Annotated in this window: 18 protein-coding genes; 6 read left to right on the top strand and 12 right to left on the bottom strand. The window is 68.6% G+C overall.

All coding sequences use genetic code 11. The annotated features are described in order from the left end of the window. Position 1: 1 nt before the first annotated feature. From DTS01S_RS15010 to DTS01S_RS15000, 3 genes are all read right to left on the bottom strand, one after another. Positions 2-2,575: an AI-2E family transporter gene (locus DTS01S_RS15010; RefSeq protein WP_017405540.1), complete on the bottom strand. Its 2,574-nt coding sequence runs from the start codon at positions 2,573-2,575 to the stop codon at positions 2-4. Positions 2,576-2,725: 150 nt separating this feature from the next. Further along, positions 2,726-3,595 (bottom strand): sensor histidine kinase, encoded by an 870-nt coding sequence (locus tag DTS01S_RS15005; RefSeq protein ID WP_223275273.1) that lies wholly within the window; start codon positions 3,593-3,595, stop codon positions 2,726-2,728. A 60-nt stretch (positions 3,596-3,655) separates the two neighbouring features. Beyond that, positions 3,656-4,435, bottom strand: a complete 780-nt coding sequence (locus DTS01S_RS15000; RefSeq protein ID WP_016446810.1) for a LuxR C-terminal-related transcriptional regulator — start codon at positions 4,433-4,435, stop codon at positions 3,656-3,658. Positions 4,436-5,109: 674 nt separating this feature from the next. Here DTS01S_RS15000 and DTS01S_RS14995 point away from each other — a divergent pair. The 4 genes from DTS01S_RS14995 (at position 5,110) to DTS01S_RS14980 (ending at position 9,273) form a co-directional block, all read left to right on the top strand. Then, the gene (locus DTS01S_RS14995; RefSeq protein ID WP_074931915.1) at positions 5,110-5,610 is read left to right on the top strand and encodes a hypothetical protein; all 501 of its coding nucleotides are present in this window, start codon (positions 5,110-5,112) and stop codon (positions 5,608-5,610) included. 197 nt (positions 5,611-5,807) lie between these two features. Continuing rightward, positions 5,808-6,131 carry a hypothetical protein gene (locus DTS01S_RS14990; protein WP_227472563.1) on the top strand — a complete coding sequence of 108 codons (324 nt, stop codon included), beginning with the start codon at positions 5,808-5,810 and terminating at the stop codon, positions 6,129-6,131. Between the two features lie 235 nt (positions 6,132-6,366). Next, the gene (locus tag DTS01S_RS14985; protein ID WP_043790348.1) at positions 6,367-8,004 is read left to right on the top strand and encodes a DUF4384 domain-containing protein; all 1,638 of its coding nucleotides are present in this window, start codon (positions 6,367-6,369) and stop codon (positions 8,002-8,004) included. Positions 8,005-8,043: 39 nt separating this feature from the next. Then, entirely contained in the window at positions 8,044-9,273 is a 1,230-nt protein-coding gene (locus DTS01S_RS14980; protein WP_061287995.1) for an SEL1-like repeat protein, read from the top strand. Positions 9,274-9,288: 15 nt separating this feature from the next. On the opposite strand, the gene DTS01S_RS14975 is transcribed toward DTS01S_RS14980, so the two are convergent. Together DTS01S_RS14975 and DTS01S_RS14970 are read right to left on the bottom strand one after the other, a co-directional pair. After that, complete coding sequence (locus tag DTS01S_RS14975; protein WP_016446805.1) at positions 9,289-10,128, bottom strand: HDOD domain-containing protein; 840 nt, start codon at positions 10,126-10,128, stop codon at positions 9,289-9,291. A 28-nt stretch (positions 10,129-10,156) separates the two neighbouring features. Next, a complete protein-coding gene (locus DTS01S_RS14970; protein WP_016446804.1) occupies positions 10,157-12,508 on the bottom strand; it encodes a Tex family protein in 2,352 nt (783 codons plus the stop codon). 205 nt (positions 12,509-12,713) lie between these two features. Between DTS01S_RS14970 and DTS01S_RS14965 the strand changes: the two genes are divergently transcribed. Beyond that, complete coding sequence (locus tag DTS01S_RS14965) at positions 12,714-13,796, top strand: DUF72 domain-containing protein (protein ID WP_061287994.1); 1,083 nt, start codon at positions 12,714-12,716, stop codon at positions 13,794-13,796. Here DTS01S_RS14965 and DTS01S_RS14960 read toward each other — a convergent pair. The 6 genes from DTS01S_RS14960 to DTS01S_RS14935 all read right to left on the bottom strand — a co-directional run bounded on the left by DTS01S_RS14960 (position 13,781) and on the right by DTS01S_RS14935 (position 23,044). Then, the gene (locus DTS01S_RS14960) at positions 13,781-14,110 is read right to left on the bottom strand and encodes an antibiotic biosynthesis monooxygenase family protein (RefSeq protein ID WP_016446802.1); all 330 of its coding nucleotides are present in this window, start codon (positions 14,108-14,110) and stop codon (positions 13,781-13,783) included. The genes DTS01S_RS14965 and DTS01S_RS14960 overlap by 16 nt on opposite strands. 49 nt (positions 14,111-14,159) lie before the next feature. After that, positions 14,160-15,617, bottom strand: a complete 1,458-nt coding sequence (locus tag DTS01S_RS14955) for an efflux transporter outer membrane subunit (RefSeq protein ID WP_370671616.1) — start codon at positions 15,615-15,617, stop codon at positions 14,160-14,162. An 8-nt stretch (positions 15,618-15,625) separates the two neighbouring features. Continuing rightward, positions 15,626-18,814: an efflux RND transporter permease subunit gene (locus DTS01S_RS14950; RefSeq protein ID WP_017407320.1), complete on the bottom strand. Its 3,189-nt coding sequence runs from the start codon at positions 18,812-18,814 to the stop codon at positions 15,626-15,628. Positions 18,815-18,832: 18 nt separating this feature from the next. Then, the gene (locus tag DTS01S_RS14945) at positions 18,833-20,212 is read right to left on the bottom strand and encodes an efflux RND transporter periplasmic adaptor subunit (protein WP_061287992.1); all 1,380 of its coding nucleotides are present in this window, start codon (positions 20,210-20,212) and stop codon (positions 18,833-18,835) included. 166 nt (positions 20,213-20,378) lie between these two features. After that, complete coding sequence (locus tag DTS01S_RS14940; RefSeq protein WP_026062877.1) at positions 20,379-21,806, bottom strand: MFS transporter; 1,428 nt, start codon at positions 21,804-21,806, stop codon at positions 20,379-20,381. Further along, positions 21,803-23,044: a multidrug effflux MFS transporter gene (locus DTS01S_RS14935; RefSeq protein WP_061287991.1), complete on the bottom strand. Its 1,242-nt coding sequence runs from the start codon at positions 23,042-23,044 to the stop codon at positions 21,803-21,805. Before DTS01S_RS14935 ends, DTS01S_RS14940 begins: the two co-directional genes overlap by 4 nt. Positions 23,045-23,227: 183 nt before the next feature. Here DTS01S_RS14935 and DTS01S_RS14930 point away from each other — a divergent pair, with 183 nt between their 5' ends. Further along, entirely contained in the window at positions 23,228-23,926 is a 699-nt protein-coding gene (locus tag DTS01S_RS14930) for an Lcl C-terminal domain-containing protein (RefSeq protein WP_017407324.1), read from the top strand. A gap of 3 nt (positions 23,927-23,929) precedes the next feature. On the opposite strand, the gene DTS01S_RS14925 is transcribed toward DTS01S_RS14930, so the two are convergent. Beyond that, positions 23,930-24,835 (bottom strand): SDR family oxidoreductase, encoded by a 906-nt coding sequence (locus DTS01S_RS14925; RefSeq protein ID WP_017407325.1) that lies wholly within the window; start codon positions 24,833-24,835, stop codon positions 23,930-23,932. Between the last annotated feature and the right edge of the window lie 118 nt (positions 24,836-24,953).

The raw sequence follows: 24,953 nt of genomic DNA, 5'->3' as shown, positions 1-24,953 counted from the left end.
CTCAGTGGCCGGGCGGTGACTGCTCCGGTGACTGGGCCGGTGGCGGCGCCGGTACAGACGCGGGAGCGGGAGCCGGCGCCGGCGCTGCGCCGCTTTCCATCATGCGGCGCACTTCCACGGTCTGCATCAGCTGCTCGGCCATGACGGCCAGCAGCTCCAGATCTGCCGGCGAGACCTCGCGCGGTGCGTCGTCCATGATGCAGAAGCTGCCCAGCACCGCGCCGTGGCGGTTCCTGAGCGGCACGCCTGCGTAAAAGCGCAGCCGCATGGCCTGCAGTGCGGGGTTGCCGGCAAACCGGGGGTCGCGCGCTGCGTCGTGCACCACCAGGGGCTCGCCGCCGTGCACCACATACGAGCAGATGGACTGCCCGCGCGGCATCCCGGCCGATGCGGGGTCGCCCTGGTCCGCCACCAGCAGGCTGCCGGGCGTGTGCACGCGGTCGGCATCGACCCATGAGACCTGGGCCCATTTCACGTCGAAGGCATTGGCGGCCTGCTGGGCTGCCTCGTGGTACAGCGGCGGCAGGCCGGGCCCGAGCACGCCGCTGTCGCGCAGCTGGCGCACGCGCTGCTCATCGTCATCGGGAATGGGCGCGGCCAGGCCCTGGCCTGCCGCGTCGGGCAGGCGCAAGGCGTCCACCCACAACTGCAGCTCGCGCAGGCTGGACACGCAGGCGGCGGCGCCGCAGCGGCGCGCGAACTCGGGGTCGGACACCACGGCCGGCGCATTCCACAGCGCCAGCACCACGCGCAGATGCGGCCAGTGGCGGCGCACCCGCCGCATGATCTGGCGCGCCACGGTCTGGGGCTGGGCGCTGAAGACCGAGAGCACCAGCAATTGCGCCTCGGCAAGGGCCTGTGCGCCTGCATGGCCCTGCGGCAGGCCGCCGCCCTCGCCCTGCCCCAGCTGGCGCCATTGCGGATCGGCCGCCAGCGCCCAGTCCGAGCAGCTGACCACGTGGCCGCGCAGCGCCTCGCTGTGCGCCACCATGGCCGCTGCCAGGGCATCGACCTCCCAGCGCGCACCCACGCAATGGATGCGCAGGGCCCGCGAGGACAGGTCTGCGGGCGCGGGATGGCTTTCCCGCAGCTCCTCGACCAAGGCATCCATGCCGCTGGACAGGCGCAGCCGGTGCTCGGCCGTGGCCGACTCCAGGTGCTGCTGGGTGGCCAGGCGCAGCGCGGGGATCGCCACCTCGTCATAGAAGCCGGCCACTGCGGCCGAGCGTTCGTCCGCCGAGGCCCGCGCTGGCAGCCTTGCGTCCACCAGTTCATGCGCCAGCGTGACCGCATCTTCCACATCGTCGGCCAGCAGGCGCTGGTACAGCCGCTGGGCCGGACCCAGCACGGGGGAGCTGCCCAGCAGCACCTCCATGAACTGCAGCGCCGGTATGTAGCGGCCCAGCACCAGCAGGCAGACCGTGAGCGGCGTGGACAGGATCAGCCCTATCGGCCCCCACAGCGCCGTCCAGAAGGTCGCGGCCGCAATGATGGACAGCGTGGACAGGCCCGTGCTGCTGCCATACAGCCAGGGCTCGATGAGGTTGTTGCTGATCAGCTCCAGCGCCATGATCAGCCCCAGCGTCATCAGCAGCATCTGCCAGCCCGGATCCACCGCAAAGGCCAGCGCCAGCGGGAAGGCGGCAGAGATCATGGCGCCCACATAGGGAACGAACCGCATGATGGCCGCCAGCACCCCCCAGAGAATGGCGCCCGGCACGCCGATGAACCACAGCCCCGCCGCCATGGGCAGTCCATAGGTGATGTTGACCACGAACTGCATGCGCAGGTACTTGCCTATGCGCTGCGAGGCCTCGTCCAGCGCGTCGGTGGCCACATGCAGGTTGCCGCCCATCAGGCGCAGCAGCCGGTCGCGCAGGTCATCGCGGTCCAGCAGGATGAGGATCACGAACAGCAGCACGATGCCGGCCGTGGTCACGGGCTCGGCCACTCGGCCCAGCCACTGCAGCATGCGCGCCGTGGGCTTTTGCTCGGGCGACTGGATCTCCACCTTCTGCACGCGGGGCGTGGTGGCGCCGCGGGAGATCTCACGCTCCACCGTGTCATAGGTGCGCAGGGCGCCGTCCCAGGCGCTGGGCATGTTGGCATTCCTGCGCAGGCTGCGCAGCTTGTCGCGGATGGTGCTCTGGTAAGTGGGCAGGTCGGCGCTGAGCTGCTGCACCTGGCTGCCCAGATAGGTACCCATTCCGGCCAGCGTTGCCAGCGCCATGACCACCACCAGCAGCGTCGCCGCCATGCGCGGCAAGCCCCAGCGCCTGAGCCGGGAGACCGCAGGATCGAGCAAAAAGCCGAACAGCAGCGCCAGGGCCAGCGGAATCAGCAGTCCCTGCCCGAAATACAGGCCCGCGATGATGATGCTGGCCACCAGCAGGCCGGTGAGCAGGCGCAGCGCAGGCACCATGTCGGCCAGCTGTGCCAGGCCCGGCAGGGCCGAACGCACGCTGCGTGCGAAAGCCGCGTCGGCAGCGGCCGCGTTGCCGGCCGCATCGGCTGCGGCGTTCTCAGCGCCTGGTTTTCTGGAAGGCGCTGGTGTGAGGTCGGGATGTGGATTCATGGGGGGACAGGCATCAGGGCTTGGATACATGCGTGGATGCTGCCGCACTTGCGCCCATCGTGGGATTGCACAGCGCGCTGCGGGCCGGCCCTGTCAGCGGGCACCGCAATCGCTGGAACTCCGCCGCCGCCGCTGCCACAGCGCGCCAGCTCACCAGCGCACACGCACCACCGTGCCGCCGCCAGCACGCGGCGCCAGGTCCAGCGTAGCCCCTATGGCATGGGCACGGCGGTGCATGCCTGCCAGGCCCATGCCCTGCGCCTCATCGGGTGTACGGGGCGGCAGGCCGCGGCCGTCGTCTTCCACGCGCAACTCCCAGCGCAGCTCGCGGCGCGCGCCGGGATGGGCGCCGTTCGCCCGCGCAATACCCGGCTCCAGGGGCTGCAGCACCAGCCACAGCGTGCTGGCCTGTGCGTGCTGCAGCACATTGCTCACGGCCTCCTGGGTGATGGCAAGCAGGTGCTGGGACGACTGGCCTCGAGGAAGATCGGGCAGATCGGGCAGGCCCGGCTCGGACTGCGGATCGGCCACGCTCCAGCGGATCTGCATGCCACGGCGGTCCAGCACGGGCTGCAGCCGGTGGCGCAGGCGCGCCAGGCGCACGGGCAAGGCGTCCTCCACGGCGTCCATGGCGTCCACCAGCAGGCGCAGGTCCAGCAAGGCCTGCTCCAGCAACTCCTGCGCCTGGCGCTGCCGGGTTTCGCTCGGCTCCAGCAAGGCCATGGCATTCACCAGAAGGCCGCCCACGCCGTCGTGCAGATCGGCGGCAATGCGCCGGCGCTCGGCCTGCACCTCGCGCGAAGGCCGGGGGCTGCGCCTGCGCCGCCACAGCAGCAGCCTGCGCAGGCGCGAGGCACCCATCGCACACAGCAAGGCCGTCAAGACCAGCAGGGCCAGGCTGCACAGGCGAAGCCACAGCGGAGCCTGGTCGCCCTGCTGCCAAAGCCAGGCGCAAAGCGCCAGCATCTGCAGCAGGCCCAGTGCCAGGCAGACTGCCAATGCGCGAAGGGAGTCCTTCATGGCCATGCGGTGGGAAGCGGCGGTGGGGCGGGCCGCACGGGCCCCTGCGGCGCCAGCCAATCAGAACAGGCCGCGCAGCGATGCAAAGCGCACCGCCTGGGCGCGTGTGCGCACCTGCAGCTTGCGGTAGATGTTCTTGATGTGCGTGTTGACCGTCATGGCGCTGATCATCAGGCGCGAGCCGATCTCGGCGCTGGTGTAGCCGCTGGCGACCATGCGCAGCACCTCGCGCTCGCGGGTGGACAGGCGGTCCGCCTCGTCGGGCGAGCGGCGCTTGGGCTCGGCGCCCTGGGTCTTGTCGAAGCGCTGCAGCAACCTGCGCGCCAGGCTGGGAGTGACGGATGCGCCGCCATTGGCCACCTGCAGCACGGCCTGCGGGTAGTTGCCGAACCAGGAGTTCTTGACGAGGTAGCCCGTGGCACCCAGCTCGAAGGCGCGCAGCACCTGCTCGTCGTTTTCCATCACGGAGATGATGACGGCCTCGGCCGTGGGCCGCACGGTCTTCATCATGTCCAGCAGTTCGAAGCCCTCGCCATCGCCCAGGTTCAGGTCGACCAGCATCACGTCGAACTCGTGCTGGCGAATGGCCTTTCGACCCTCTCGGACACTTCCGGCCTGGGCCACGACCAGGGTGCGCGGGTCGTTCATGATTTCCTGGGCAATGACCATGCGGATGTGGGCATCGTCATCGACCAGCAGCACGCGCACGGGCTTGTCGGGCTGGCCGGCCAGATAGTCTGGCCACATGGCGGAACTCAGGCCCGTGCCCAGCATGGCCTGGGCGCGCGAGGAATCGGCGATCAGGGGACGGGCATCGGCGGGAACGTCGGATGGATTCATGCTGTTCTCCTCAAATGTCACGTCATGTATATGACGCAACCGATCACATACGCGCCTTTCACATTAAGAGAAATCGCCACCGATATCCACAATCTTTGACGAAGTTTGTGAAAGATTGCGTAGCTTGCAAATTAACACATTTGTGTGAGAAGCCGGGTCCGTACTTTCTTGATCACCTGACCGGCAGGCCTGTCGGGCCTGGCAGGCCATGCCCTTCCCGATGCCCGCCATCCTCCCCTTGATCCAGCCTCATGACAGCCCCCGGTTCAACGCCTTCCTCCTGCGCCTGCACCGAGCGTATGCAATTCGATACACCAGGTTGTCTGGATGGCCCCATGCCCGCCGGATCAACGGCCTGAAGCGAAGCTGCAACTGCAAATTTTCTGTCGTTACACCTTGAAACTACCCAACTCCATTCACCTCCCAATGCCGCTGCTTTAACGCGATGCAGCCCGCCAGCCAAAGGTTTGGACGGGTAAGTACCCGCCACGTGGCTCAGCGCTCACGGCTACCCCGTACAAGAGATGGAACGGCAGGGGCACCCCAAGCACATTGGAGTCCAGACAACGAGCTGGGGTCCAGGGAGACAAGGCCGGAAACCTCCGCAAAGTGTCTGAAAAACGGGTGCTTACACACCTTTTCCTGGTAGTCCGATTCCTTATCAAGGAGCCATCATGAAATCGCTTGCAATTCTTTCCCTGAGCCTGATCGCAACAGCAGCCATGGCTGGCCCCATGGGCGGTGGCGGTGGCGGTGGTGGTGGTGGTGGCGGCGGCGGCGGCGGCAGCAGCAGTTCCCAGATCGAAATCAACGGCCCCAGCGTTCAGGTCACCCTGCTGAACAGGAGCGGCGTGCTCAACGTAGCAACGGGCGGTGGCAAGGCCTCCCAGAACCTGGCCAGCAATGCAGGCAACGTCACCATCGACCGCAGTGGCAGCTCTCTGCAGGTCGTCGCTGCCACCGGCAGCGGCATCTTGAACAAGGCCGATGGCTACGCAGCAGTGGCCGTCAACAACCTGGCCTCCAACTATGGCGAAGTGGAAGTCAAGAACACTTCGATCCAGGTGGTGGCTGCCAAGAACTCGGGCATCGTCAACTATGCCGGTAACGGTTCCATGGCAGTACAGAACATCTCCAGCAACAACGGCTGCGTGACCTGCTACAACAACCACTGAGCCTGACTGCCGGACGAAGGACACTGCCGGACGGCCCCAGGCCTTCCGGCAGCACCTTCCCGGCGAATAGCCAGCTCACCGCACCAGGAGAGCCCACCATGCACACCGCCGCCCATCTCTGTTCGGCTGCCCTACTGGCCTGGCTCGCACTCGGAGCGCCCCCCCTTCATGCAGCAGCCCCCGGCGAAGATCCAGTGGTGCTCAGCAAGCCTGTCGACTATCTGAGACTGCCCACGGCCAAGCAGCAGACATCGTCGGGGCTGGACACCGTCACTGACATCCCCATCAACGTCAAGGCCAAGATCGCGCGCTACGAAGCCATGTCCATGACCAATGCTCCCGGCATCTCCACCGAGGCGAACGTGGTGACCACGACCACAACGAGCAGCACGGGCATGCAGCGCACCTGCACCCAGGACCTGGCCAGCAACACCAACGCCAGCGCGTTCAACCGCTACGGGCCACAGACCAAGGACCAGATCGTGGTCCTCAAGGGCGACCTGATCAACGTCTGCCGCTAGTGCGGCCAGGCGGCCCGCGACCCGGCCGCCTTTCATTTCCAAAACCCATTTCCGGTGCCGGTGCCCCTGGGCGCCAGTGCCCTGGCTCGCCGTTTTCCAGCAGAGGTCCATCATGCGCAACCGCCTTCCAACGCCAGGACTTCCCCGCCCCGATGCCGCGCTGCAGCCGGCATTCGGCGGACATGCGGACAACCGAGGGACTTTCCGCCAGCGATGGGCTGGCAGACAGGGCTGTATGCGGGTGGTGGCCTGCGCGGTATCGGCATCCATCGTGCTGCTGTCGGGTTGCGCGCCGCTGGATGCGCGCAAGGATTCCAAATACCTGGAAAAAGTCTATGCGGCCGACCGCCCGGTGGTGCGGCCGGTGCGCTCCATATCGAGCTTCTCCGATTCGCTGATGTGCATGGACAGGATGTTCCGCAACAGCCACATGCCCACGGTGCTGATCACCAGCAAGCAGTTGCCCGACTATTCGGGCCGCGTGGCCGTGGCCGCCAAGGAGATGGTGGTCACCGCCCTGTCCCAGATGTCGCGCGTCAGCAGCGCCTTCCGCTACGTGGACTATGAGGTGGACATCGCCCGCCAGGACACGGTGCAGAACCTCACCACCATCTTGCTCAACAACAACCAGATCCAGCTGCAGCGCCCGGCCCTGTATGTGTCGGGCGCCGTGTCCTTCATGGACCAGAACGTGCTGCGCAACAACGTGGACATAGGCACCAGCGCCTCGCGCCTGGAAACCGGCTACAGCGCCAACCGCAGCGGCGCCGTGCTGGGCATGGAGCTGCACCTGGGCGACTTCCGCACGCGCACCATCATTCCGGGCCTGGATTCGGCCAACGAAGTCGTCATCGGCAACGGCAGCCAGGGCCTTGACCTGTCGGGCCGTATCGGCAACTACGGCGTGCAGTTCAGCGTGGGCCGCGACTATGCCCAGGGCTCGGGCCCGGCCGTGCGCACCCTGGTCGAGCTGGGCATGATCGAGCTGCTGGGCAAATGGTCACGCCTGCCCTACTGGCAGTGCCTGACGCTGGACCAGACCCATCCCGACTTCCAGCGTCAGCTGCGCGACTGGTATGAGGAAGGCGAAGCCGGCATCCACCAGGAGCTGGTGCGCCAGTCGCTGATCAGCAAGGGCTATCTGCCGCCCGACGCACCGGCCTTCACCGCAGGCAACCCGCAGTGGCGCGAGGCCATAGGGCGCTTCCAGGCCGACAGCGGCATGGTGGTCAATGGCGTGGTGGACTTCAGCACCTACGAGCGCGCACTGCGAGACTTCGTGGCCGTCAGCGCCGATGGACACATGACGCGCATCGGCTGGAACACCAAGAGTGCGGCACCGGTCACCACCGCCTCCGAGAACGTGGCCGTGGCCACGGGTGACTACCGCTACGGCGCCCCCGCGCCCGACCGCAAGCTGGACCTGTGGGTGGAGAACATCACGCCCACGCGCACCTCTTTCGAGACGGGTGAGCAGCTGTTCCTGTCCACCACCGTGTCGCGCGCCTCCTACCTGTCGTGCTTCATGGCCGGTGCCGATGGAGAGGTCACCCGGCTGGTGCCCAACGATGTGAACCGCTCGGGCTGGATCACCGCCGCCCAATCCGTTCGCCTGCCAGACTGGATGAGTCCCAACCCCGGCTACGTCATCAACGCCGGGCCTCCCGGCAAGGAAGGCGTGGCCTGCTTCGCCACCGAGCAGAACATGACCGACAAGCTACCCACGCTGCTCCAGGGCAAGGCCTTCATCGCCATCCCGGGCATGCGCTCCCTGGAGGATGTCAACCAGTACATGGCCAACTCTCTGGGCGCCGACCAGTACACCGGCTCGGCCCGCTTCTGGCAGGTGGTTCCGGCCCAGGCCAAGCGCTGATGAGCGGTGCACGTCACAAGCCAAACAGAGGCAATTGCCATGCCCTCCAGCGCTCATGAATCCCCGCCACGGCGGCGCATCGGGCTGCGCCTGACCGCAAGGCTTGTGCTGCCCGGACTGCTGGTGGTGCTGCCAGGTCTGGCTCCCGCCGTACTGCCGCATGTGCAGGCGGCGGCCCGCTTCACGCCGGTCATGCCCATTCGGGTGGCGACGGCCAGCGTGTACGGTTCCCAGCCGGGCACCAGCAACATCACCTCGACCTCGGACACCGCCCAGCAACGGGCCCTGTCCCAGCTACGCAGCCGCGCCGAAGGCAAGGGCGTGAGCCTGGCCACGCAGCGCGAGGCGCAATGGGTGATGGGCCTGCTGGCACTGCATGGCATTGCCATGGCGCAGGACGGGCCGCAGGCCAGGCAATGGTTCGAGCGCGCGCAGCGCGCCGGCCATCCGCTGGCCAGCGCGGGACTGGCCTGGTGCGCCATGGACGGCTGCGGCCAGCCCCCCGATCCACCGGCTGCAAGGCCCTGGATCGCCCAGCTGGCCAAGACCGACCCGGCCCGCGCCCAGTACCTGGAATGGCTGCTGGCCCGGCGCCTGGCGCCGCTGTCCACGGCCGAGCCCGTGGGCGAGGCCTTGGCCGTGGCAGGCACGCCCGACCAGGAACTGCTGCAGCGCGCGGCACGTTCGGGCAGCCCTGGCGCCCAATTGGAATGGGGCCTGGCCCTGCTCGCGCAGGACGAGCCCGAGGCAGCGCTGCGCCAGTTCCGCGCGGCAGCGGCGCGCTCATTCAGCGCCGCGACCAATGCACAGATGCTGGGCGAGCGCCTGCGGCCCGCAGGCCAGCTGGTGTCGGCGCAGGGCAGCTCCACGCCTGCAGCGCAGGGGCCGCAGGCCATGCAGCGCACGCCGCAGCTGAGTGGAGCGCCCAGCGAGCAGGACATCCAGGTGCGCCAGCCCGTCACGGCCCAGCAGCAATGGGAGCAGGCGCAGCGCTACCACCGCGGCGACGGCGTGCCGGCCAACTACACCGAGGCGCTGCGCCTGTACCAGCAGGCCGCTTCCCACGGCCATGTGGCATCGCGTCGCATGCTGGAGCTGATCTACTCGCGCCCCGCACCGGGCGGCGGCGTGGACATCGGATGGATGCAGCAGCTGGCGCGCATAGACCCCATGACCATGCAGCCCATGGCGCCCGTCAGCCCCGCGCCCTACCGGCGCGATCCCACGCCGCTGTTCGACATGGTGCCGGCGCCCTGGCACAGGCACTGAGGCAGGAGCGAGGCGCTACAGCACCACGTCCAGGCCGGTGTCGGCCATCCAGTCCACCGGGTCCTGGCGCAGGACCATGTCGATGTCCAGGCCCAGGGCCACGCCCACTTCGCCGGGAAAGCTCACGGCCAGGGCACGCTCGTCCCACTGCGCCTCGCGCGAGCGGGCGCGCCAGGCAGCGATGTGCAGCACGCAGGCCAGCGGATCGAAGCCCGGCTGGGCCAGCGGCGCGTACAGGTGCTGCAGCGCATCGGCCAGCAGCGGCGGAAGGTTCCAGCGGCGGGCCAGGCCCGCACTGACATGGCTGTATGTGTAGCCGCAAAGCCGCATTTCCAGCTCGGCGCGACGCGGGTCCAGCGGGCCGACCAGTTCGGTGATGGTGGCGGCGCGGCCGGGGTCGATCATGTGCATGGCCAGCTCCCCCAGGCCATGCATCAGCCCTGCGGCATAGGCCGCCGTGGGGCTGGCCTGCACGGTGCCGGCCAGCGCTCGCGCCACGCGGGCGGCTTCCACGCTGTAGCGCCAGAAGGCCGGCATGGCCATGCCCGGCACGGCATGGGCGCCCACGCCCAGCGGTATGCCCCGCACGATCTGGCGCAGCTGCGCGGGCGCCAGCAGGGCCAGCGCCTCGGGAATGCCGGTGACACGTCCCGCCATGCCGAACACCGGGCCGTTGGCCTGGGCCAGCAGCCCGGCGGCCAGCGCAGGGTCGGCTGCGAAGAGCTGGCTCAGCCGGCGCAGGCTGGGCTGCTCGGGCACCAGCTCGCGCAGCAGCAAGGCCACGATGCGCGGCTGCGCCGGCAGGGCCAGGGCCTGTGCCAACAGCGTCTGCAGGTCCAGTGCATGCGCAGCCATCGCGTTTCCTGCCTTGCCGTGCGCGGGACTACTTGCGGGTCTGCAGCTTGGCGAAGGCCGAGGCCATGGCCGATTGCTGCACCGGCTCGGGCGCACGGCGCTGCCCGCCCTGGCTGCCGCGGCCTGCGCTCTCGAAGCGGTTGTCACGGGGGCCGTCGCGCCGCGCCGGTGCCGCATCCAGCTTCATGGTCAGGCTGATGCGCTTGCGCGCCACATCGACCTCCAGCACCTTGACCTTGACGATCTGGCCGGTCTTGACCACCTCGCGCGCGTCCTCGACGAACTTGTGGCTCATCTGGCTGACGTGGACCAGGCCGTCCTGGTGCACGCCCAGGTCCACGAAGGCGCCGAACTGGGCCACGTTGCTGACCGTGCCCTCCAGCGTCATGCCTTCCTTGAGGTCCTTGATGTCCTCCACCCCGTCATTGAAACGGGCCACGACGAAGTCCGGACGCGGATCGCGGCCGGGCTTTTCCAGCTCGCCCAGGATGTCCTTGACGGTGATGGCACCGAACTGCTCGCTCACGAACTGCTCGGCCTTCAGGCCCTTGAGCACTTCGGAGCGGCCCATGAGCTGGTCCACGCTCTTGCCCGTGGTGGCAATGATGCGTTCGACCACCGGGTAGGTTTCCGGGTGCACGCCCGTCATGTCCAGCGGATTGTCGCCGCCGCGGATGCGCAGAAAGCCCGCCGCCTGCTCGAAGGTCTTGGCGCCCAGGCCGGCCACGTCCATCAGCTGCTTGCGGCTCCTGAAGGAGCCGTTGGCATCGCGCCAGCGCACCACCGACTTGGCCACGCTGCCCGACAGGCCCGAGACGCGCGACAGCAGCGGCGCCGAGGCCGTGTTCAGGTCCACGCCCACGGAGTTCACGCAGTCCTCGACCACGGCGTCGAGCTGGCGCGCCAGCTCGCTCTGGTTCACGTCGTGCTGGTACTGGCCCACGCCAATGCTCTTGGGGTCGATCTTGACCAGCTCGGCCAGCGGGTCCTGCAGGCGGCGCGCAATGCTGGCGGCCCCGCGCAGGCTCACGTCCACGTCGGGCATTTCCTGCGAGGCGAACTCGCTGGCGGAATACACGGAAGCGCCAGCCTCGCTGACCACGACCTTCTCGATCTGGCGGTCGGCCTTGCTGGCGATCTTGATCAGGTCGGCGGCCAGCTTGTCGGTCTCGCGGCTGGCCGTGCCGTTGCCGATGGCGATCAGGTTGATCTGGTGCTTTTCGACCAGGCGGGCCAGCACGGCCAGCGAGCCGTCCCAGTCGCGGCGCGGCTCGTGCGGGTAGATGGTGGTGGTGTCCACCAGCTTGCCCGTGCTGTCCACCACGGCCACCTTGACGCCCGTGCGGATGCCCGGGTCCAGGCCGATGACGGCGCGCTGCCCCGCAGGGGCGGCCAGCAGCAGGTCGCGCAGGTTGTCGCCAAAGACCTTGATGGCCACCTTCTCGGCGTCTTCGCGCAGGCGCGAGAACAGGTCGCGCTCGGTGGACAGGCTGAGCTTGACGCGCCAGGTCCAGGCCACGCACTTGCGGATCAGGTCGTCGCTGGCGCGCTTGGCGTGGCTCCAGCCCAGGTGCAGGGCAATCTTGCCTTCGGCCAGGCTGGGCTGGCCGGGCTCGGGCTCCACGGGCTGGACCAGCTTGGCCTCGAGGATTTCCAGCGCGCGGCCGCGGAACACCGCCAGCGCGCGGTGCGAAGGCACGCGGCCAATGGGCTCGTCGTATTCGAAATAGTCGCGGAACTTGGCGACCTCGGGGTCGTTCTCGTTCTTGGATTCGACCTTCTTGGAGCGCAGCAGGCCGTCTTCCCACAGCCATTCGCGCAGCTTCTGCACCAGGGCCGGGTCTTCGGCCCAGCGCTCCGACAGGATGTCGCGCACACCATCGAGCACGGCCAACGTGGTCGAGAAATCAGGGCCCGGCTTGCCGTCGTCCAGGGTGGTGGCCGGCTTGCAGAAGGCCTCGGCCTCCTTGTGCGGGTCCAGCGTGGGGTCGGCAAACAGCTTGTCGGCCAGCGGCTCGATGCCGAATTCCTTGGCGATCTGTCCCTTGGTGCGGCGCTTTTGCTTGAAGGGCAGGTAGATGTCCTCCAGCTCCTGCTTGGTGGGCGCATTGGCAATGGCCAGGCGCAGCGCGTCGGTCAGCTTGCCCTGCTCGTCGATGGCCTTGAGCACCGCGCCCCGGCGGTCCTCCAGCTCGCGCAGGTAGCCCAGGCGTTCGTCGAGCTGGCGCAGTTGCGCGTCGTCCAGTCCGCCCGTGACTTCCTTGCGGTAGCGCGCGACGAACGGAACCGTGGCTCCGCCATCAAGCAATTCGACCGCGGCACCCACCTGCTGCGGCTTGACATTCAGTTCTGCGGCGATTTGGGCAATGATTTTTTGCATTCGAGAGGCGCCCCGTGGCGTGGAATCCGGAAAAGCGGCCAAGTGTGCCACACGCGATTCGGGCCGGGCCGCTCGCGGCCGACCCGCAAATGCAAGCATTTCTTGCAGGCCAATGAATTCAAGGGCTTGCAAAATCAATCCACTGCCTGCTTTTGCCGGGGCCCTGCGGCAGGCAGGCGCCCTCTGCCACAATCACCAGCTTCGAATGCAAGACGATCTGTTCGGTTCTCCCCCACCATCGGCCCCTGCCCCGCCGCCCGCGCCTGCCGGCCGCACACCGGCACCGCGCAAGGCCGCCGGCGCCGTGCAGCTGGCGCCCCAGGCCATGCAATTGCAGGCGCTGGCGGACCAGCTTGCGCAGGGCCTGCGCATGGGGGTCTCCACCTGGTCCTACCCGGGCTGGGAAGGCTTGATTTGGGATGGCGCCTATGACAAAAGCGTGCTGGCCAAGAAGGGACTGGAGGCCTATGGCCGGCATCCGTTGATGCGAACGGTCTGCGTGGACCGCAGCTTCTGGAGGCCGTTGACGGCCAGCCAGTACATGGCCTTCGCAGGCCAGGTGCCGGCCGATTTCCGCTTCGTGGTCAAGTGCCCATCCGTGGTTACCGACGCGCAGGTGCGTGACGAGGACGGCAAGGGCATGTCGCTGAACCCGGTGTTCCTTCAACCCGATCTGGCCGTCACCAGCTTCGTCGAGCCCACGCTGGAAGGGCTGGGCGAGCGGCTGGGCGTGCTGGTGTTCCAGCTCAGCCCGATGACCTGGGGCCTGCTCAGCCGCCCCACCGAACTGCTGGCGCGGCTGCAGGCCATGCTGGAGGCGGTGCGCGCGGCGCTGGCCGCCCATCCGCTGGGCGCGCAGATCATCGTGGCGGTGGAGGTGCGCGACCCGGAGCTGCTGACGCCGCAGTTGGCCGACACCCTGCGCGCCAGTGGCGCCACCTTCTGCCTGGGACTGCACGGCAAGATGCCCCCCATCGAGGAGCAACTGGTTTTTCTGCGCGGGCTGTGGCCCACCCCGCTGGTCTGCCGCTGGAACCTGAACCGCGAGTTCGGTGCCTACGGCTATCCCGATGCGCAAAAGAAGCACGACCCCTTCGACGAGATCCGCACGCCCGATGCGCACACGCGCGCCATCCTCGCCAAGACCATCGATGGCATCACCAGCCGCGGGCTGCCCGCCTTTGTGACGGTGAGCAACGATGCCGAAGGCTGCGCGCCGCGCTCCATCGCGCTGCTGGCCGATGCCGTGGTCCAGGCGGAGGCGGCCCGGGTTCAGCGCTTGCCGTAGGCGCGCTCCACGCGGGCCACGCGCAATTCATAGTGCTCGTACCAGGCGTCCTTGCCCAGTTGCTGGGCGACCAGGTGCTCGGCATCCTGCTTCCAGCGCGCGATGGACTCGGCCGTGGACCAGTAGGACACGGTGATGCCGAAACCGTCCTCGCCGCGCGTGCTTTCCGCACCCAGGAAACCCTGCTGCTGCGCGGCCAGGTCCACCATGCGCTGGGCCATGAGGCCGTAGCCATCATCGTCGTCCGGCGTTCTGCGCGACGAGAAGATGACGGCGTAGTAAGGCGGCTCGGGGGTGTTGGCAAAGGGGCTCATCGTGGTCGGGCGGCAAGTTCTGCGGGCCCGCAGAATACACCGCCCGCGCTCAGGAATTCGCCGGCTCAGAGGCGGACGGCGCCTGCACCTGCTCGCCGCCCAGCACCTTCCACAGCGTGACGCGGTTGAGCTGCTCGGACAGGCGCAGGCCGATCAGGGTCTGCTGGGCCGTGTAGAGGCTGCGCTGCGCATCCAGCACGGTGAGGTAGTTGTCCACGCCGGCCTTGAAGCGTGCCTCCGACAGGTCGAAGGCCTTCTGCGTGGCCGCGACCATGCTGGTCTGGGCGGCCAGGCGCTCGTCCCACTGCGCGCGGTCGGCCAGCACGTCGGCGGTCTCGCGGAAGGCCGTCTGCACGGCCTTCTCGTACTGGGCGATGGCGATGCGCTGGTTGGCCTCGGCCACCTGCACGCCCGCACGGTTGCGGCCACCGTCGAAGATGGGCAGGCGCACCAGGGGGATGAAGCTCCAGGTGCTGCTGCTGCCGCCAAAGAGGCCATCGAGCTCGCGGCTGCCCGATCCCACGCTGGCCGTGAGGCTGATGGTGGGGAACATTGCTGCGCGGGCGGCGCCGATGTTGGCCTCCATGGCGCGCAGGTTGTTCTCGGCGGCCTGGATATCGGGGCGCACCAGCAGCACGCTGGAGGGCAGCGGTGCAGGCACGGGCTGCAGCGCCGCCGCAGGCTGGGCGCCGGCGCGCAGCGTGGCGGCGCCGGGCAGCAGGCTGTCGGGCAGCGGACCGCCCACCAGCAACTGCAGGGCGTTGCGGTCACGCTCCACCTGGGAGGTGAAGCTGGCCACGTCGCCGCGCGCCGTGTCCACCGTGGTCTGGTTCTGGGCCAGCACCAGGCCCGAGGTCGAACCTATCTCATGCATGCGCCGCGTCAGTTCGTAGGCCTTCTCGCGGCTGGCCAGGGTGTCGCGTGCCAGCTGCAGGCGGGCCTGGTCGGCGGCCAGCGTGAGCCAGGCGTTGGCCACGTCGGCCACCAGGCCGATCTGCACATTGCGCCGGTTCTGCTCGCTTTGCAGGAACTGCTGCAGCGCGGCCTCGCTGAGGTTGCGCACGCGGCCCCAGAGGTCGATCTCGTAGCTGGCAAAGCCCAGCTGGGCCGTGTACTGGGTGCTGACAGATGCCGATTGCGTGGTGCTGGTCATGCCGGCGGCCGTGCGCGCACGGCTGGCCTGGGCCTGGGCGTTGACGCTGGGCAGCAGGTCGGCGCGCGTGATGCCGTGCTGGGCACGCGCGCGCTCGATGTTCTCCACGGCCACGCGCAGGTCGCGGTTGTTGGCCAGGGCCAGGGCAATGACCTCGCGCAGCTGCCGGGACTGCACCCAGTCCAGCGCGGCGGCCGCCTGCAGGCTGGCCTCGTCGGCCTGTGCCGGATTGGCTGCGGTGCTGCCCACCGTGTCGGGCACGGGCATGTCCGGCGTGCGGTGCTGCGGCGCAAGATTGCAGCCGGACAGCAGGGCCGCCAGCGCGGCAGCAGCGGCGAGGGTGGAACGGTGCATTCGGCGCCTCATGCTGCGCTCTCCTTGGTGGTATGGGGTGAGTCGGTTGCCTGCTGCGGGCTTTCTTCATCCGTGCGCGAGTGGCTCTTGAACCAGCTGCGGATCAGCAGGAAGAACACCGGCACCAGGAAGATGCCCAGCACCGTGGAGGCCAGCATGCCGCCGAGCACGGCCGTGCCGATGGCATTGCGCCCGCCCGCGCCGGCACCCGTGCCGATGGCCAGCGGAATGACGCCGAAGCCGAAGGCCAGCGAGGTCATCAAAATGGGCCGCAGGCGCAGGCGCACGGCCGAGACCACGGCGTCGAAGATGCTCTTGCCCTGCTCCTGCAGCTGCACGGCAAATTCCACGATCAGGATGGCGTTCTTGGATGCCAGGCCCACCGTGGTCAGCAGGCCCACCTGGAAGTACACGTCATTGGTCAGCCCGCGCGTATAGGTGGCGGCCAGCGCGCCCACCACGCCCAGCGGCACGGCCAGCATCACGGACAGCGGCACGGTCCAGCTCTCGTACAGCGCCGCCAGGCACAGGAACACGAAGAGGATGGAGATGGCGTACAGCAGCGGCGCCTGCGCGCCCGACTGGCGCTCCTGCAGCGAGGCCCCCGTCCACTCGTAGCCTATGCCGGCCGGCAGCGTGCGCAGGATGTCCTCGACGATCTGCATGGCCGTGCCCGAGCTGACGCCCGGCGCGGCGCGGCCTTCCATTTCGTAGGCCGGGTTGCCGTTGTAGCGCATGAGCTGGGGCGAACCGTAGGCCCAGTAGCTGCTGGAGAAGGCGCTGAACGGCACCATCTCGCCCTTGCCGTTGCGCACCGTCCATTTGGCGATGTCCTGGGGCAGCATGCGGTGCGGCGCATCGCCCTGGATGTAGACGCGCTTGACGCGCTCGTTGTTCAGGAAGTCGTTGACATAGGTGCCGCCCATGGCGCTGGACAGCACGCTGTTGATGTCGGTGTACGACAGGCCGAGCGCGGCGGCCTTGCGGTCGTCGATGTCCAGGCGCAGCTCGCTGGCGTCCTCCAGGTTGGTCATGCGCAGATTGGTGAGCTCGGGGCGCTTGCGGGCCTCGGTCAGGAATTTTTCCTTGGCCTGCAGCAGCGCCTGGTGGCCCAGGCCGTTCATGTCCTTGATCATGAAGTTGAAGCCCGAGCTGGAGCCCAGGCCGCGCACGGCCGGCGGCAGCATGACCAGCACGCGCGCATCGCGGATGGAGGCCAGCTCCCGGGTCGCCCGGTGCGCGATCTCGGAGGCCGACTGGCCCGGCAGCGGGCGCTCCTCCCAGGTCTTCAGCCGCACGAAGGCGCGTGCCGAGGCCTGGTCGCCGTTCAGGCCAGAGACCTGGTAGAAGCTCAGCACGTCGGGCTGCCTGGCAAAGTAGTCGCGCACCTCGTCGAGCACGCCCTGCAGCCGCGTGTCGGCCGCGCCCGAGGGCAGGTTGATGTTGACGAAGACAAAGCCCTGGTCCTCGTCGGGCAGGAAGGACGTGGGCAGGCGCGCCATCAGCAGCCAGACCACGCCGCAGACGGCCAGGAAGATCAGCATCATGCGCTTGGCCCGGCGCAGCGAGTACGCCACCGTGCCCTGGTAGCGCGCGGCCGTGGCGTCGAAATGGTGGTTGAACCAGCGGAAGAACCGGTCGTTCACCCCCAGGATGCCGCTGCGGATCGGGCGGTCATGCCCTGCCCCGCCCGCTGCGGGCGGCTTGAGCAGCGTGGCGCACAGCGCCGGCGTGAGCGTCAGCGCCACGAACACCGACAGCGCCATGGCCGCGACGATGGTGATGGAGAACTGCCGGTAGATCACGCCCGTGGAGCCGCCGAAGAAGGCCATGGGCACGAACACGGCCGACAGCGTCACGCCGATGCCCACCAGGGCTGGCGTGATCTCGCGCATGGACTGGCGCGTGGCCTGCTTGGGCGACATGCCCGTCTCGTGCATCACGCGCTCGACGTTCTCCACCACGACGATGGCATCGTCCACCAGCAGGCCGATGGCCAGCACCATGGCGAACATGGTCAGCGTATTGATCGAGTACCCGGCCAGCGACAGCACGCCGAAGGTGCCCAGCAGCACCACGGGCACGGCGATGGCGGGGATCATCGTGGCGCGGAAGTTCTGCAGGAAGATGAACATCACGATGACCACGAGGATCATGGCCTCGCCCAGCGCGCTGACCACTTCCTTGATGGAGGCGCGCACGAAGGGCGTGGAGTCCGAGCTGACGAAGTAGTCGATCTCGTTGGGAAAGAAGGGCTTGAGCTCGGCCAGCTTGGCAGCGATGGTGTCGGCCACGTTCATGGCGTTGGCGCCATCGGCCAGCACGATGCCCATGCCCGCGCCCGGCAGGCCGTTGAGCTTGGCCTTGATGGTCAGGTTGTCGGCGCCCAGCTCCACGCGGGCCACGTCCTTCATGAGCACCACCGAGCCGTCCACGGACGACTTCAGGACGATGTCCTCGAACTGCTCCACCGTCTTGAGCTTGGTGCGCGCCGTGATGGTGGCGTTCAGCTGCTGGTCCGCGACGGCGGGCAGCGCGCCCAGCTGGCCGGCCGAGACCTGGGCGTTCTGCGAGTTCAGCGCATTGACCAGGTCCGACGGCATCAGCGCGTACTTCTCCATCTTGGCCGGGTCCATCCAGATGCGCATCGCATAGTTGGTGCCGAAGACGTTGACATCGCCCACGCCGTCCAGCCGGCCGATCACGTCGACCAGGTTGCTGGTCAGGTAGTCGCCGATGTCGACCGCGGTCATGGCCGGGTCCTTGGAGAAGAAGCTGTAGGTGACCAGGAAGTCCTGGCCGCCCTTGTTCACGAACACGCCCCGGCTCTTGACGGCGTCGGGCAGGCGGTTCACGGCGGACTGCAGCTTGTTTTGCACCTGCACCTGGGCCACGTCGATGTTGGTGCCCGGCGCAAAGGTCAGCGTGGTGCGCGCGCGGCCCGAGGCGTCGGACGTGGAGCTCATGTAGAGCATGTTGTCGATGCCCTTGAGCTGCTGCTCGATGATCTGGGTCACCGAGTTCTCGACCGTCTCGGCCGAGGCGCCCGTGTACTGCGCGCCGATGGTCACGCGCGGCGGCGCGATGTCGGGGTATTGCTCCAGCGGCAGCGTGAAGATGGACAGCGCGCCGCCCAGCATGATGACGATGGCGATGACCCACGCGAAGATGGGCCGGTTGATGAAGAACTGAGCCATGTGACGGGTTCCTGCGGCTTACCGGGCCGCAGGGGCCGGAGCCGCTGCGGGTGCAGGAGCAGGTTCAGCGGCCGCGGAAGCCTGGTCGGCAGCGCCAGGCGCGGCCGCCGCTGCCGGGCCATCAGCGGGCTTGCCCTTGCGGGCCTGGGCCTTGGCGCGCAGGTCCACCTCCACGGCGCGCACCTTGTCGCCGGGCTTGATGCGCTGGAAGCCATCGACCACCACGCGCTCGCCGGCCGACAGGCCGTCCTGCAGCAGCCACATATTGCCCACGGCCCGGTCGATGTTCACGGGCCTGCGCTCGATCACGTCGTCGGCCTTGGCCACCAGCACGCTGGCCTTGCCGGTCAGGTCGCGCGTCACCGACTGCTGGGGCACCAGCAGCGCCTCGGGCGCCAGGCCCGTGGGCAGCAGCGCCTGCACATACATGCCGGGCATGAGCAGGCCCTGCGGGTTGGGCACCACGGCGCGCAGCGTGACGCTGCCCGTGGTGGCATTGACGATCACGCCGGCAAACTGCAGCTTGCCCTGGTGGCCGTATTCCGTGCCATCGTCCAGGCGGATACGCACGGCGACCTTGTCGCCCTCCACCTTCTGGAAGCGCCCGGCATCCCAGTCGCGCTTGAGCTGCAGCAGCTCGCTGGTGGACTGGGTGAAGTCCACATACATGGGGTCCAGCTGCACGATGGAGGTCAGCGCCTCCGTCTGGTTGGCCGTCACCAGCGCGCCCGGCGTCACCGTGGACAGGCTGATGCGCCCGCTGATGGGCGCCTCGATGCGGCTGTACTTGAGGTTGATGCGCGCGGTCTCCAGATTGGCCTTGGCCACGGCCACGTCCGAGCGCGACTGGGCTGCGGCGGCCTGGCTTTCTTCAAACGCCTGCTGGCTGATGGCATCGATCTTGACCAGCTCGGCATTGCGCCGCGACGTGGCCTCCAGCGTGCGGGCGCTGGCCTCGGCCTTGGCCAGGGCCGCCTGGGCGCTGGCCTCGGTGGCGCGCAGCGAGGCCGCGTCGATCTGGTAGAGCTGCTGGCCCTGGCGCACCAGGGCGCCTTCGGTGAACAGGCGCTTTTGCACGATGCCCGAGACCTGGGGCCGCACCTCGGCGGTCAGCGAGGCGCGTGTGCGGCCCGGCAGCGTGGCCTCCAGCTGCTGGCTCTGCTTTTGCAGCGTGACCACGCCCACCTCGGGCGCAGCCTTGGCTGCGGCGGCGGGCGCTGCATCCTGCCTGGAGCAGGCGGCCAGGCTGGCGGCCAGTGCCAGCGCGCACAGCACGGCAGCACCGGGGCGCTTGCTGCGTGCAAGCGAGGCAGAAGGTTGTGCGTGCCCTGCGCCGGGCTGGGAATCGGAAGGCGCCGCAAGGCGCGTACTCGGCGAAAGAGGCACGTCAAAATTCATAGGAACAGCGAAGTCGTTGGGGGCATCGCACGATTGTGCAGTGCCCATATTTCTTGTTTGTAAAGTGGATGGCATGCCACCGCAGTCTCGTGGCAAGACCATCCAGGATGATGCAGGTGTCGGAGCGCGCCGACACATGCAAGTTCAATGCCATTTGCCGGTCTGTTCAGTGCCTGGCAGCGGGCGCCGTGCGCACGCGCAGCATGCTGAACACGCCCGCCATGGCCGCAAAGCAGCCCGCCACGGCCAGGGCCACGATTTCGGCATGGCCGCCATGCCCGCCCGAGACGGTGAAGATGGTGGCCAGCACCACGGCCCCCAGCGTCTGCCCCGTGAGCCGCGCCGAGCTCAGCATGCCGCCGGCCGCGCCGCTGCGCGCCAGCGGCGCCGAGGTCACGATGGTGTGGTTGTTGGGCGACTGGTACAGCGCAAAGCCGCTGCCCGCCAGCAGCATGCGCCAGACCATGTCCAGGGTCGAGGGCGCATCGGGCATGGCCGCCAGCGCCCACAGGCCGCAGGCGAACATGGCCATGCCGATGCCGCCCAGCAGCCCGTCCGCATAGCGGCCGATGAGCCGGCCCGCAATGGGCGCCGTCATCACCGTGGCCAGCGGCCAGGCCGTGATCAGCAGCCCGGCCTCGATGGGCGACATGCCGTGCGACTCCAGCAGCAGGAAAGGCAGGGCCAGGTAGGCCAGCATCTGCGCGCAAAAGGCGCTCACCGATCCGCACATGGACAGCGCGAACACCGGAATGCGCAGCAGGTCCACCGGCAGCAGCGGCGCAGGCAGGCGCCACTGGCGGCGCACATACCACAGCCCCACCAGCAGGCCCGCGCCCAGCAGCCACCAACCCGAAGGCAGGGACGACTGGGCACCGCCGGCGCGCATGCCCAGCTGCTCGCCGCCCAGGAAGATCAGGCTGAACATGAGGATGTTGAGCAGCACATCCAGTGGCGACAGCCGCGCGCCCGCGTGTGCCGGCACCGCATTGGCCGGCAGCGCCCGGCGTCCCAGCCACAGCGTGAACAGGCCCAGCGGCAGGTTGGCCGCAAACAGCCAGGGCCAGCTGGCCACCGACAAAATGGCCGCCGCCACCGAAGGCCCGGCCATGGATGCCGTGGCCACCACCAGCGAATTGACGGCCATGCCCCGGCCCAGCAAGGCACGCGGATAGATCAGCCGCACCAGGGCGGCGTTGACGCTCATCACGCCCGCAGCGCCCAGGCCCTGCAGCGCCCGCGCAGCCACCAGCGTGGGCAGCGATGTGGCCAGCATGGCTGCCAGCGAGGCCAGGGAGAACACCAGCATGCCCACCAGATACACGCGGCGGTAGCCCAGGCGTTCGCCCAGGGCCGCCAGCGGCAGCAGCAGCACCAGGCTGGCAAGCTGGTAGGAATTGACCACCCACAGCGTATGGGCCGAGCTGGCCTGCAGCTCGCGCGCCATGGCTGGCAGTGCCAGATTGACCAGGGTACTGTCCAGCACCGACAGCGTCAGCCCCAGGATGATGACCAGCATGGCCTGGCCGCGGGGGCCGGACGCAAGTCCGTCGGGTACAGGCCCACCAGCCTCTGCTGCGGGAGCCACGCTCATGAAAGGCCCTTTGCACCCACGCGGTGGGCACGTGCGCCGCCCAGCGTGATCCAGGCCAGCGCCACGCCGATCAGCGCGCCCGTGGCCATGCCCACCACCATGGGCAGGGGCTTGCCCGTGGAGAACAGGCCCACGATCTGCATGGCCGCCGCGCCCGACAGCATCTGCAGCGTGCCCAGCAGCGCCGAGGCCGTGCCGGCGATGGCACCATGCTCCTCCAGCGCCAGCACCGAGGTCGTCGGAATCACCAGCCCCATCAGCGCGCTGGCCACGAAGTACAGGCCGATCAGCACGGCCAGCCGCTCACCGCCCAGCAGGTAGTACGACAGCAGCGACAGCATCACCAGGCCCGAGCCGGTGGCCGCCACCTTGACCACGCGCACCAGGCCGAAACGCTGGCCCAGCCAGCCCGTGAACTGCGCCGCGCCTATGAAGGCGATGGCGTTGAGCCCGAAGGCCAGGCTGTACTGGGTGGAGCTGAGCCCGTAGTAGTTGATCAGCACAAAGGGGGAGCCAGCCAGGTAGACGAAAAAGCCCGCCATGGCGCAGCCGCCGATGAAGACCAGGCCCAGGTAATGCCAGTCGCGCAGCAGCACGCCATAGGCGCGCAGTGCGCCGGCCACGCTGCTGTCCAGCCGCGCGGCGGCCCCGCGCGTTTCCTTCAGGCCCATGAACACGGCCGCCAGGCCGATCACGGCCGCCACGGCCACGGCCCAGAACACGCCGCGCCAGCTGCTGACGGCGATCACGCCGCTGCCGGCCAGCGGCGCCAGGATGGGAGAGACGCTGAACACCAGCATCAGCAGCGACATCATGCGGGCCGCCGCATGGCCGGTGTGCAGGTCGCGCACCACGGCGCGCGGCACGGCCATGCCGGCGGCCGCGCCCAGGCCCTGGATGAAGCGCAGCACCACCAGCGTCTCGATGCTGGTGGCCATGGCGCAGCCCACGCTGGCCAGCGCGAACACGGTCAGGCCGAAGTACAGCGGCGGCTTGCGCCCCACCATGTCCGAGACCGGCCCGTACAGCAGCTGGCCCACGCCCAGCGAGAGGAAGAAGGCCGTCAGGCTGGCCTGCACCGCGCCCACCTGGGCGCCCAGGCTGCTGCCGATCTGGGGCAGCGCGGGCAGGTACATGTCGATGGCAAACGGGCCGATGGCCGAGAGCAGGCCCAGGATCAGCACCAGGCGCAGCGTGTGGGAATCAGGGGAAGCGGGAGAAGAAGAGGGAGAAGGCATAGACGCAGACATAGACGCGCCATTGTGGCGGCAAGCGCTGCGGGCTGCAGGGCGGTGCTCACATTTCCTGGGCAGGCAGGCCGGCGCGTGCGGCGCTGGCGGCTTGCCGTGGCACAAGTTTGCGGGGCCGCAACCCTGTTACGCTCGGATACGAGATTGCCACCACAGCAGCATAGGCACCCCATGCACTCATCCACGCCCCTCTTCCTGCCGACCCTCAACGCATTGCCAAGGCCCCTGCTCGCCGCCCTGCTGCTGGGCGCGTGCATGCAGGGCCCGGCCCATGCGGCGCCGCCGCAGGCCCGCGGTGACGCCAAGGCCGGCGCCACTGCCATGCTGGAAGTGTCCGAAGACGGCCGCGACGTGATCGACCGCCGCGCCCGCCTGCTGTGGCCGCGCTGCGTGGAAGGCATGCACTGGAATGGCAAGACCTGCGCGGGCCTGCCGGAGCTGTTCACGCACAAGCAGGCGCAGGCCCTGGCCGCCGAGCGGGCCAAGCAGGACGGCGTGCGCTGGCGCCTGCCGCGCGTCAACGAGATGCGCCGGCTGATCTCGCGCGATATACGGCCGCAAGGCCTGTCGCCCGAGCTGTTCCCGGGCGCGCCGCGCGGCTGGCACTGGACGGGCACGGCAGCGGTGAACGCACGGCCCGTCAATCCCTACAACTACAGCAACATCTCGGGCAGCGCCGGTACGCAGCTGTCGGCCCAGCAGGCCTGGGCGATTGACCTCGACAGCCTGGAGACGCGGCCCGACATGGGGCGCGGCAACCAGCTCATGGTGCGGCTGGTGCGGCCCCTGCCCTCCGCGCCGCCAGAGGAAAAGGCCGAGGCTCCCGCCAGGCCAGCCCCCCACAGGCCGGACCCGGACGAAGAGGACTGACGCTCAGGCCGCGCGCAGCGAGGCCTTGAGGCTGGCGCCCAGTTCGGGCTTGTGCGCGAACGGGTCGGTGGGGTTGCGGCCCTGCACCACATCCTCCATGCGGGTCTGGACCGAGCCCAGCGCCTGCGGATGGCTGTAGATGTAGAACTGGTTGGCCGCAATGGCGTCGAAAACCTTCTGCGCCACATCGGGGGCCGTGACCTTGCCCGAGCCCACGGCCTTCTCGCTCATGGCCTGGCCTATCTTCTGGCTGGCCGTCAGCGGCTGCGCGGCCAGATGGCTGGGCCGGTTGCGCTCGCTGTGGCTGATGCCCGTGGGCACGAAGAAGGGGCACAGCACGCTGGCGCTGATCTGGTCGGAGACCAGGGCCAGGTCCTGGTACAGCGTCTCGGTCAGGCTCACCACGGCGTGCTTGCTGACGTTGTAGATGCCCATGTTGGGCGGCGCCAGCAGCCCGGCCATGCTGGCCGTGTTGACGATGTGGCCCTCGAAGGACGGATCGGCCTTGGCCGCCTCCAGCATCATGGGCGTGAACAGCCGCACGCCGTGGATCACGCCCCAGAGGTTGACGCCCAGCACCCACTGCCAATCTTCCAGCGTGTTCTCCCAGACCAGCCCGCCCGCGCCCACGCCTGCGTTGTTGAACACGAAGTGCGGCGCGCCGAACTGCTGGCGCACCTCGTCGGCCAGGGCCTGCATCTGGGCTGCGTCGGACACATCCACGCGGCGTGCCAGCACACGCACGCCCTGCCCTTCGAACTCGGCGGCAGCCTTGTCCAGCGCCTCCTGCTGCACATCGACCAGCACCAGGTTCATGCCCAGCTTCGCGCCAATGCGCGCGCACTCCAGGCCGAAGCCCGAGCCCGCGCCCGTCAGCACGGCCGTCTTGCCCTTGAAGTTCTTGATCATTCCCTTGTCTCCTTGTCTTGTCCTGATGTTCTTGTGGAAGGATTTGGCAATTAACCCTGGCCCGTACACAGCCCTCCCTCCTGGCACTGGCGGAGCCCGCCTCAGGGACACCGAGGAA

The sequence above is a fragment of the Delftia tsuruhatensis NBRC 16741 genome, assembly GCF_001571325.1.
Classification (GTDB): Bacteria; Pseudomonadota; Gammaproteobacteria; order Burkholderiales; family Burkholderiaceae_C; genus Comamonas; species Comamonas tsuruhatensis.
Note: the sequence above shows the minus strand (reverse complement) of the source record. Positions and strands in the feature narration are given on the sequence as shown.

Bases quoted from the DNA above. Each gene is read 5' to 3' on its own strand.
- DTS01S_RS15010 (WP_017405540.1), bottom strand. From the start codon at position 2,575: ATGAATCCACATCCCGACCTCACACCAGCGCCTTCCAGAAAACCAGGC.
- DTS01S_RS15005 (WP_223275273.1), bottom strand. From the start codon at position 3,595: ATGAAGGACTCCCTTCGCGCATTGGCAGTCTGCCTGGCACTGGGCCTG.
- DTS01S_RS15000 (WP_016446810.1), bottom strand. From the start codon at position 4,435: ATGAATCCATCCGACGTTCCCGCCGATGCCCGTCCCCTGATCGCCGAT.
- DTS01S_RS14995 (WP_074931915.1), top strand. From the start codon at position 5,110: ATGAAATCGCTTGCAATTCTTTCCCTGAGCCTGATCGCAACAGCAGCC.
- DTS01S_RS14985 (WP_043790348.1), top strand. From the start codon at position 6,367: ATGCGGGTGGTGGCCTGCGCGGTATCGGCATCCATCGTGCTGCTGTCG.
- DTS01S_RS14980 (WP_061287995.1), top strand. From the start codon at position 8,044: ATGCCCTCCAGCGCTCATGAATCCCCGCCACGGCGGCGCATCGGGCTG.
- DTS01S_RS14975 (WP_016446805.1), bottom strand. From the start codon at position 10,128: ATGGCTGCGCATGCACTGGACCTGCAGACGCTGTTGGCACAGGCCCTG.
- DTS01S_RS14970 (WP_016446804.1), bottom strand. From the start codon at position 12,508: ATGCAAAAAATCATTGCCCAAATCGCCGCAGAACTGAATGTCAAGCCG.
- DTS01S_RS14965 (WP_061287994.1), top strand. From the start codon at position 12,714: ATGCAAGACGATCTGTTCGGTTCTCCCCCACCATCGGCCCCTGCCCCG.
- DTS01S_RS14960 (WP_016446802.1), bottom strand. From the start codon at position 14,110: ATGAGCCCCTTTGCCAACACCCCCGAGCCGCCTTACTACGCCGTCATC.
- DTS01S_RS14955 (WP_370671616.1), bottom strand. From the start codon at position 15,617: ATGCACCGTTCCACCCTCGCCGCTGCTGCCGCGCTGGCGGCCCTGCTG.
- DTS01S_RS14950 (WP_017407320.1), bottom strand. From the start codon at position 18,814: ATGGCTCAGTTCTTCATCAACCGGCCCATCTTCGCGTGGGTCATCGCC.
- DTS01S_RS14945 (WP_061287992.1), bottom strand. From the start codon at position 20,212: ATGAATTTTGACGTGCCTCTTTCGCCGAGTACGCGCCTTGCGGCGCCT.
- DTS01S_RS14940 (WP_026062877.1), bottom strand. From the start codon at position 21,806: ATGAGCGTGGCTCCCGCAGCAGAGGCTGGTGGGCCTGTACCCGACGGA.
- DTS01S_RS14935 (WP_061287991.1), bottom strand. From the start codon at position 23,044: ATGCCTTCTCCCTCTTCTTCTCCCGCTTCCCCTGATTCCCACACGCTG.
- DTS01S_RS14930 (WP_017407324.1), top strand. From the start codon at position 23,228: ATGCACTCATCCACGCCCCTCTTCCTGCCGACCCTCAACGCATTGCCA.
- DTS01S_RS14925 (WP_017407325.1), bottom strand. From the start codon at position 24,835: ATGATCAAGAACTTCAAGGGCAAGACGGCCGTGCTGACGGGCGCGGGC.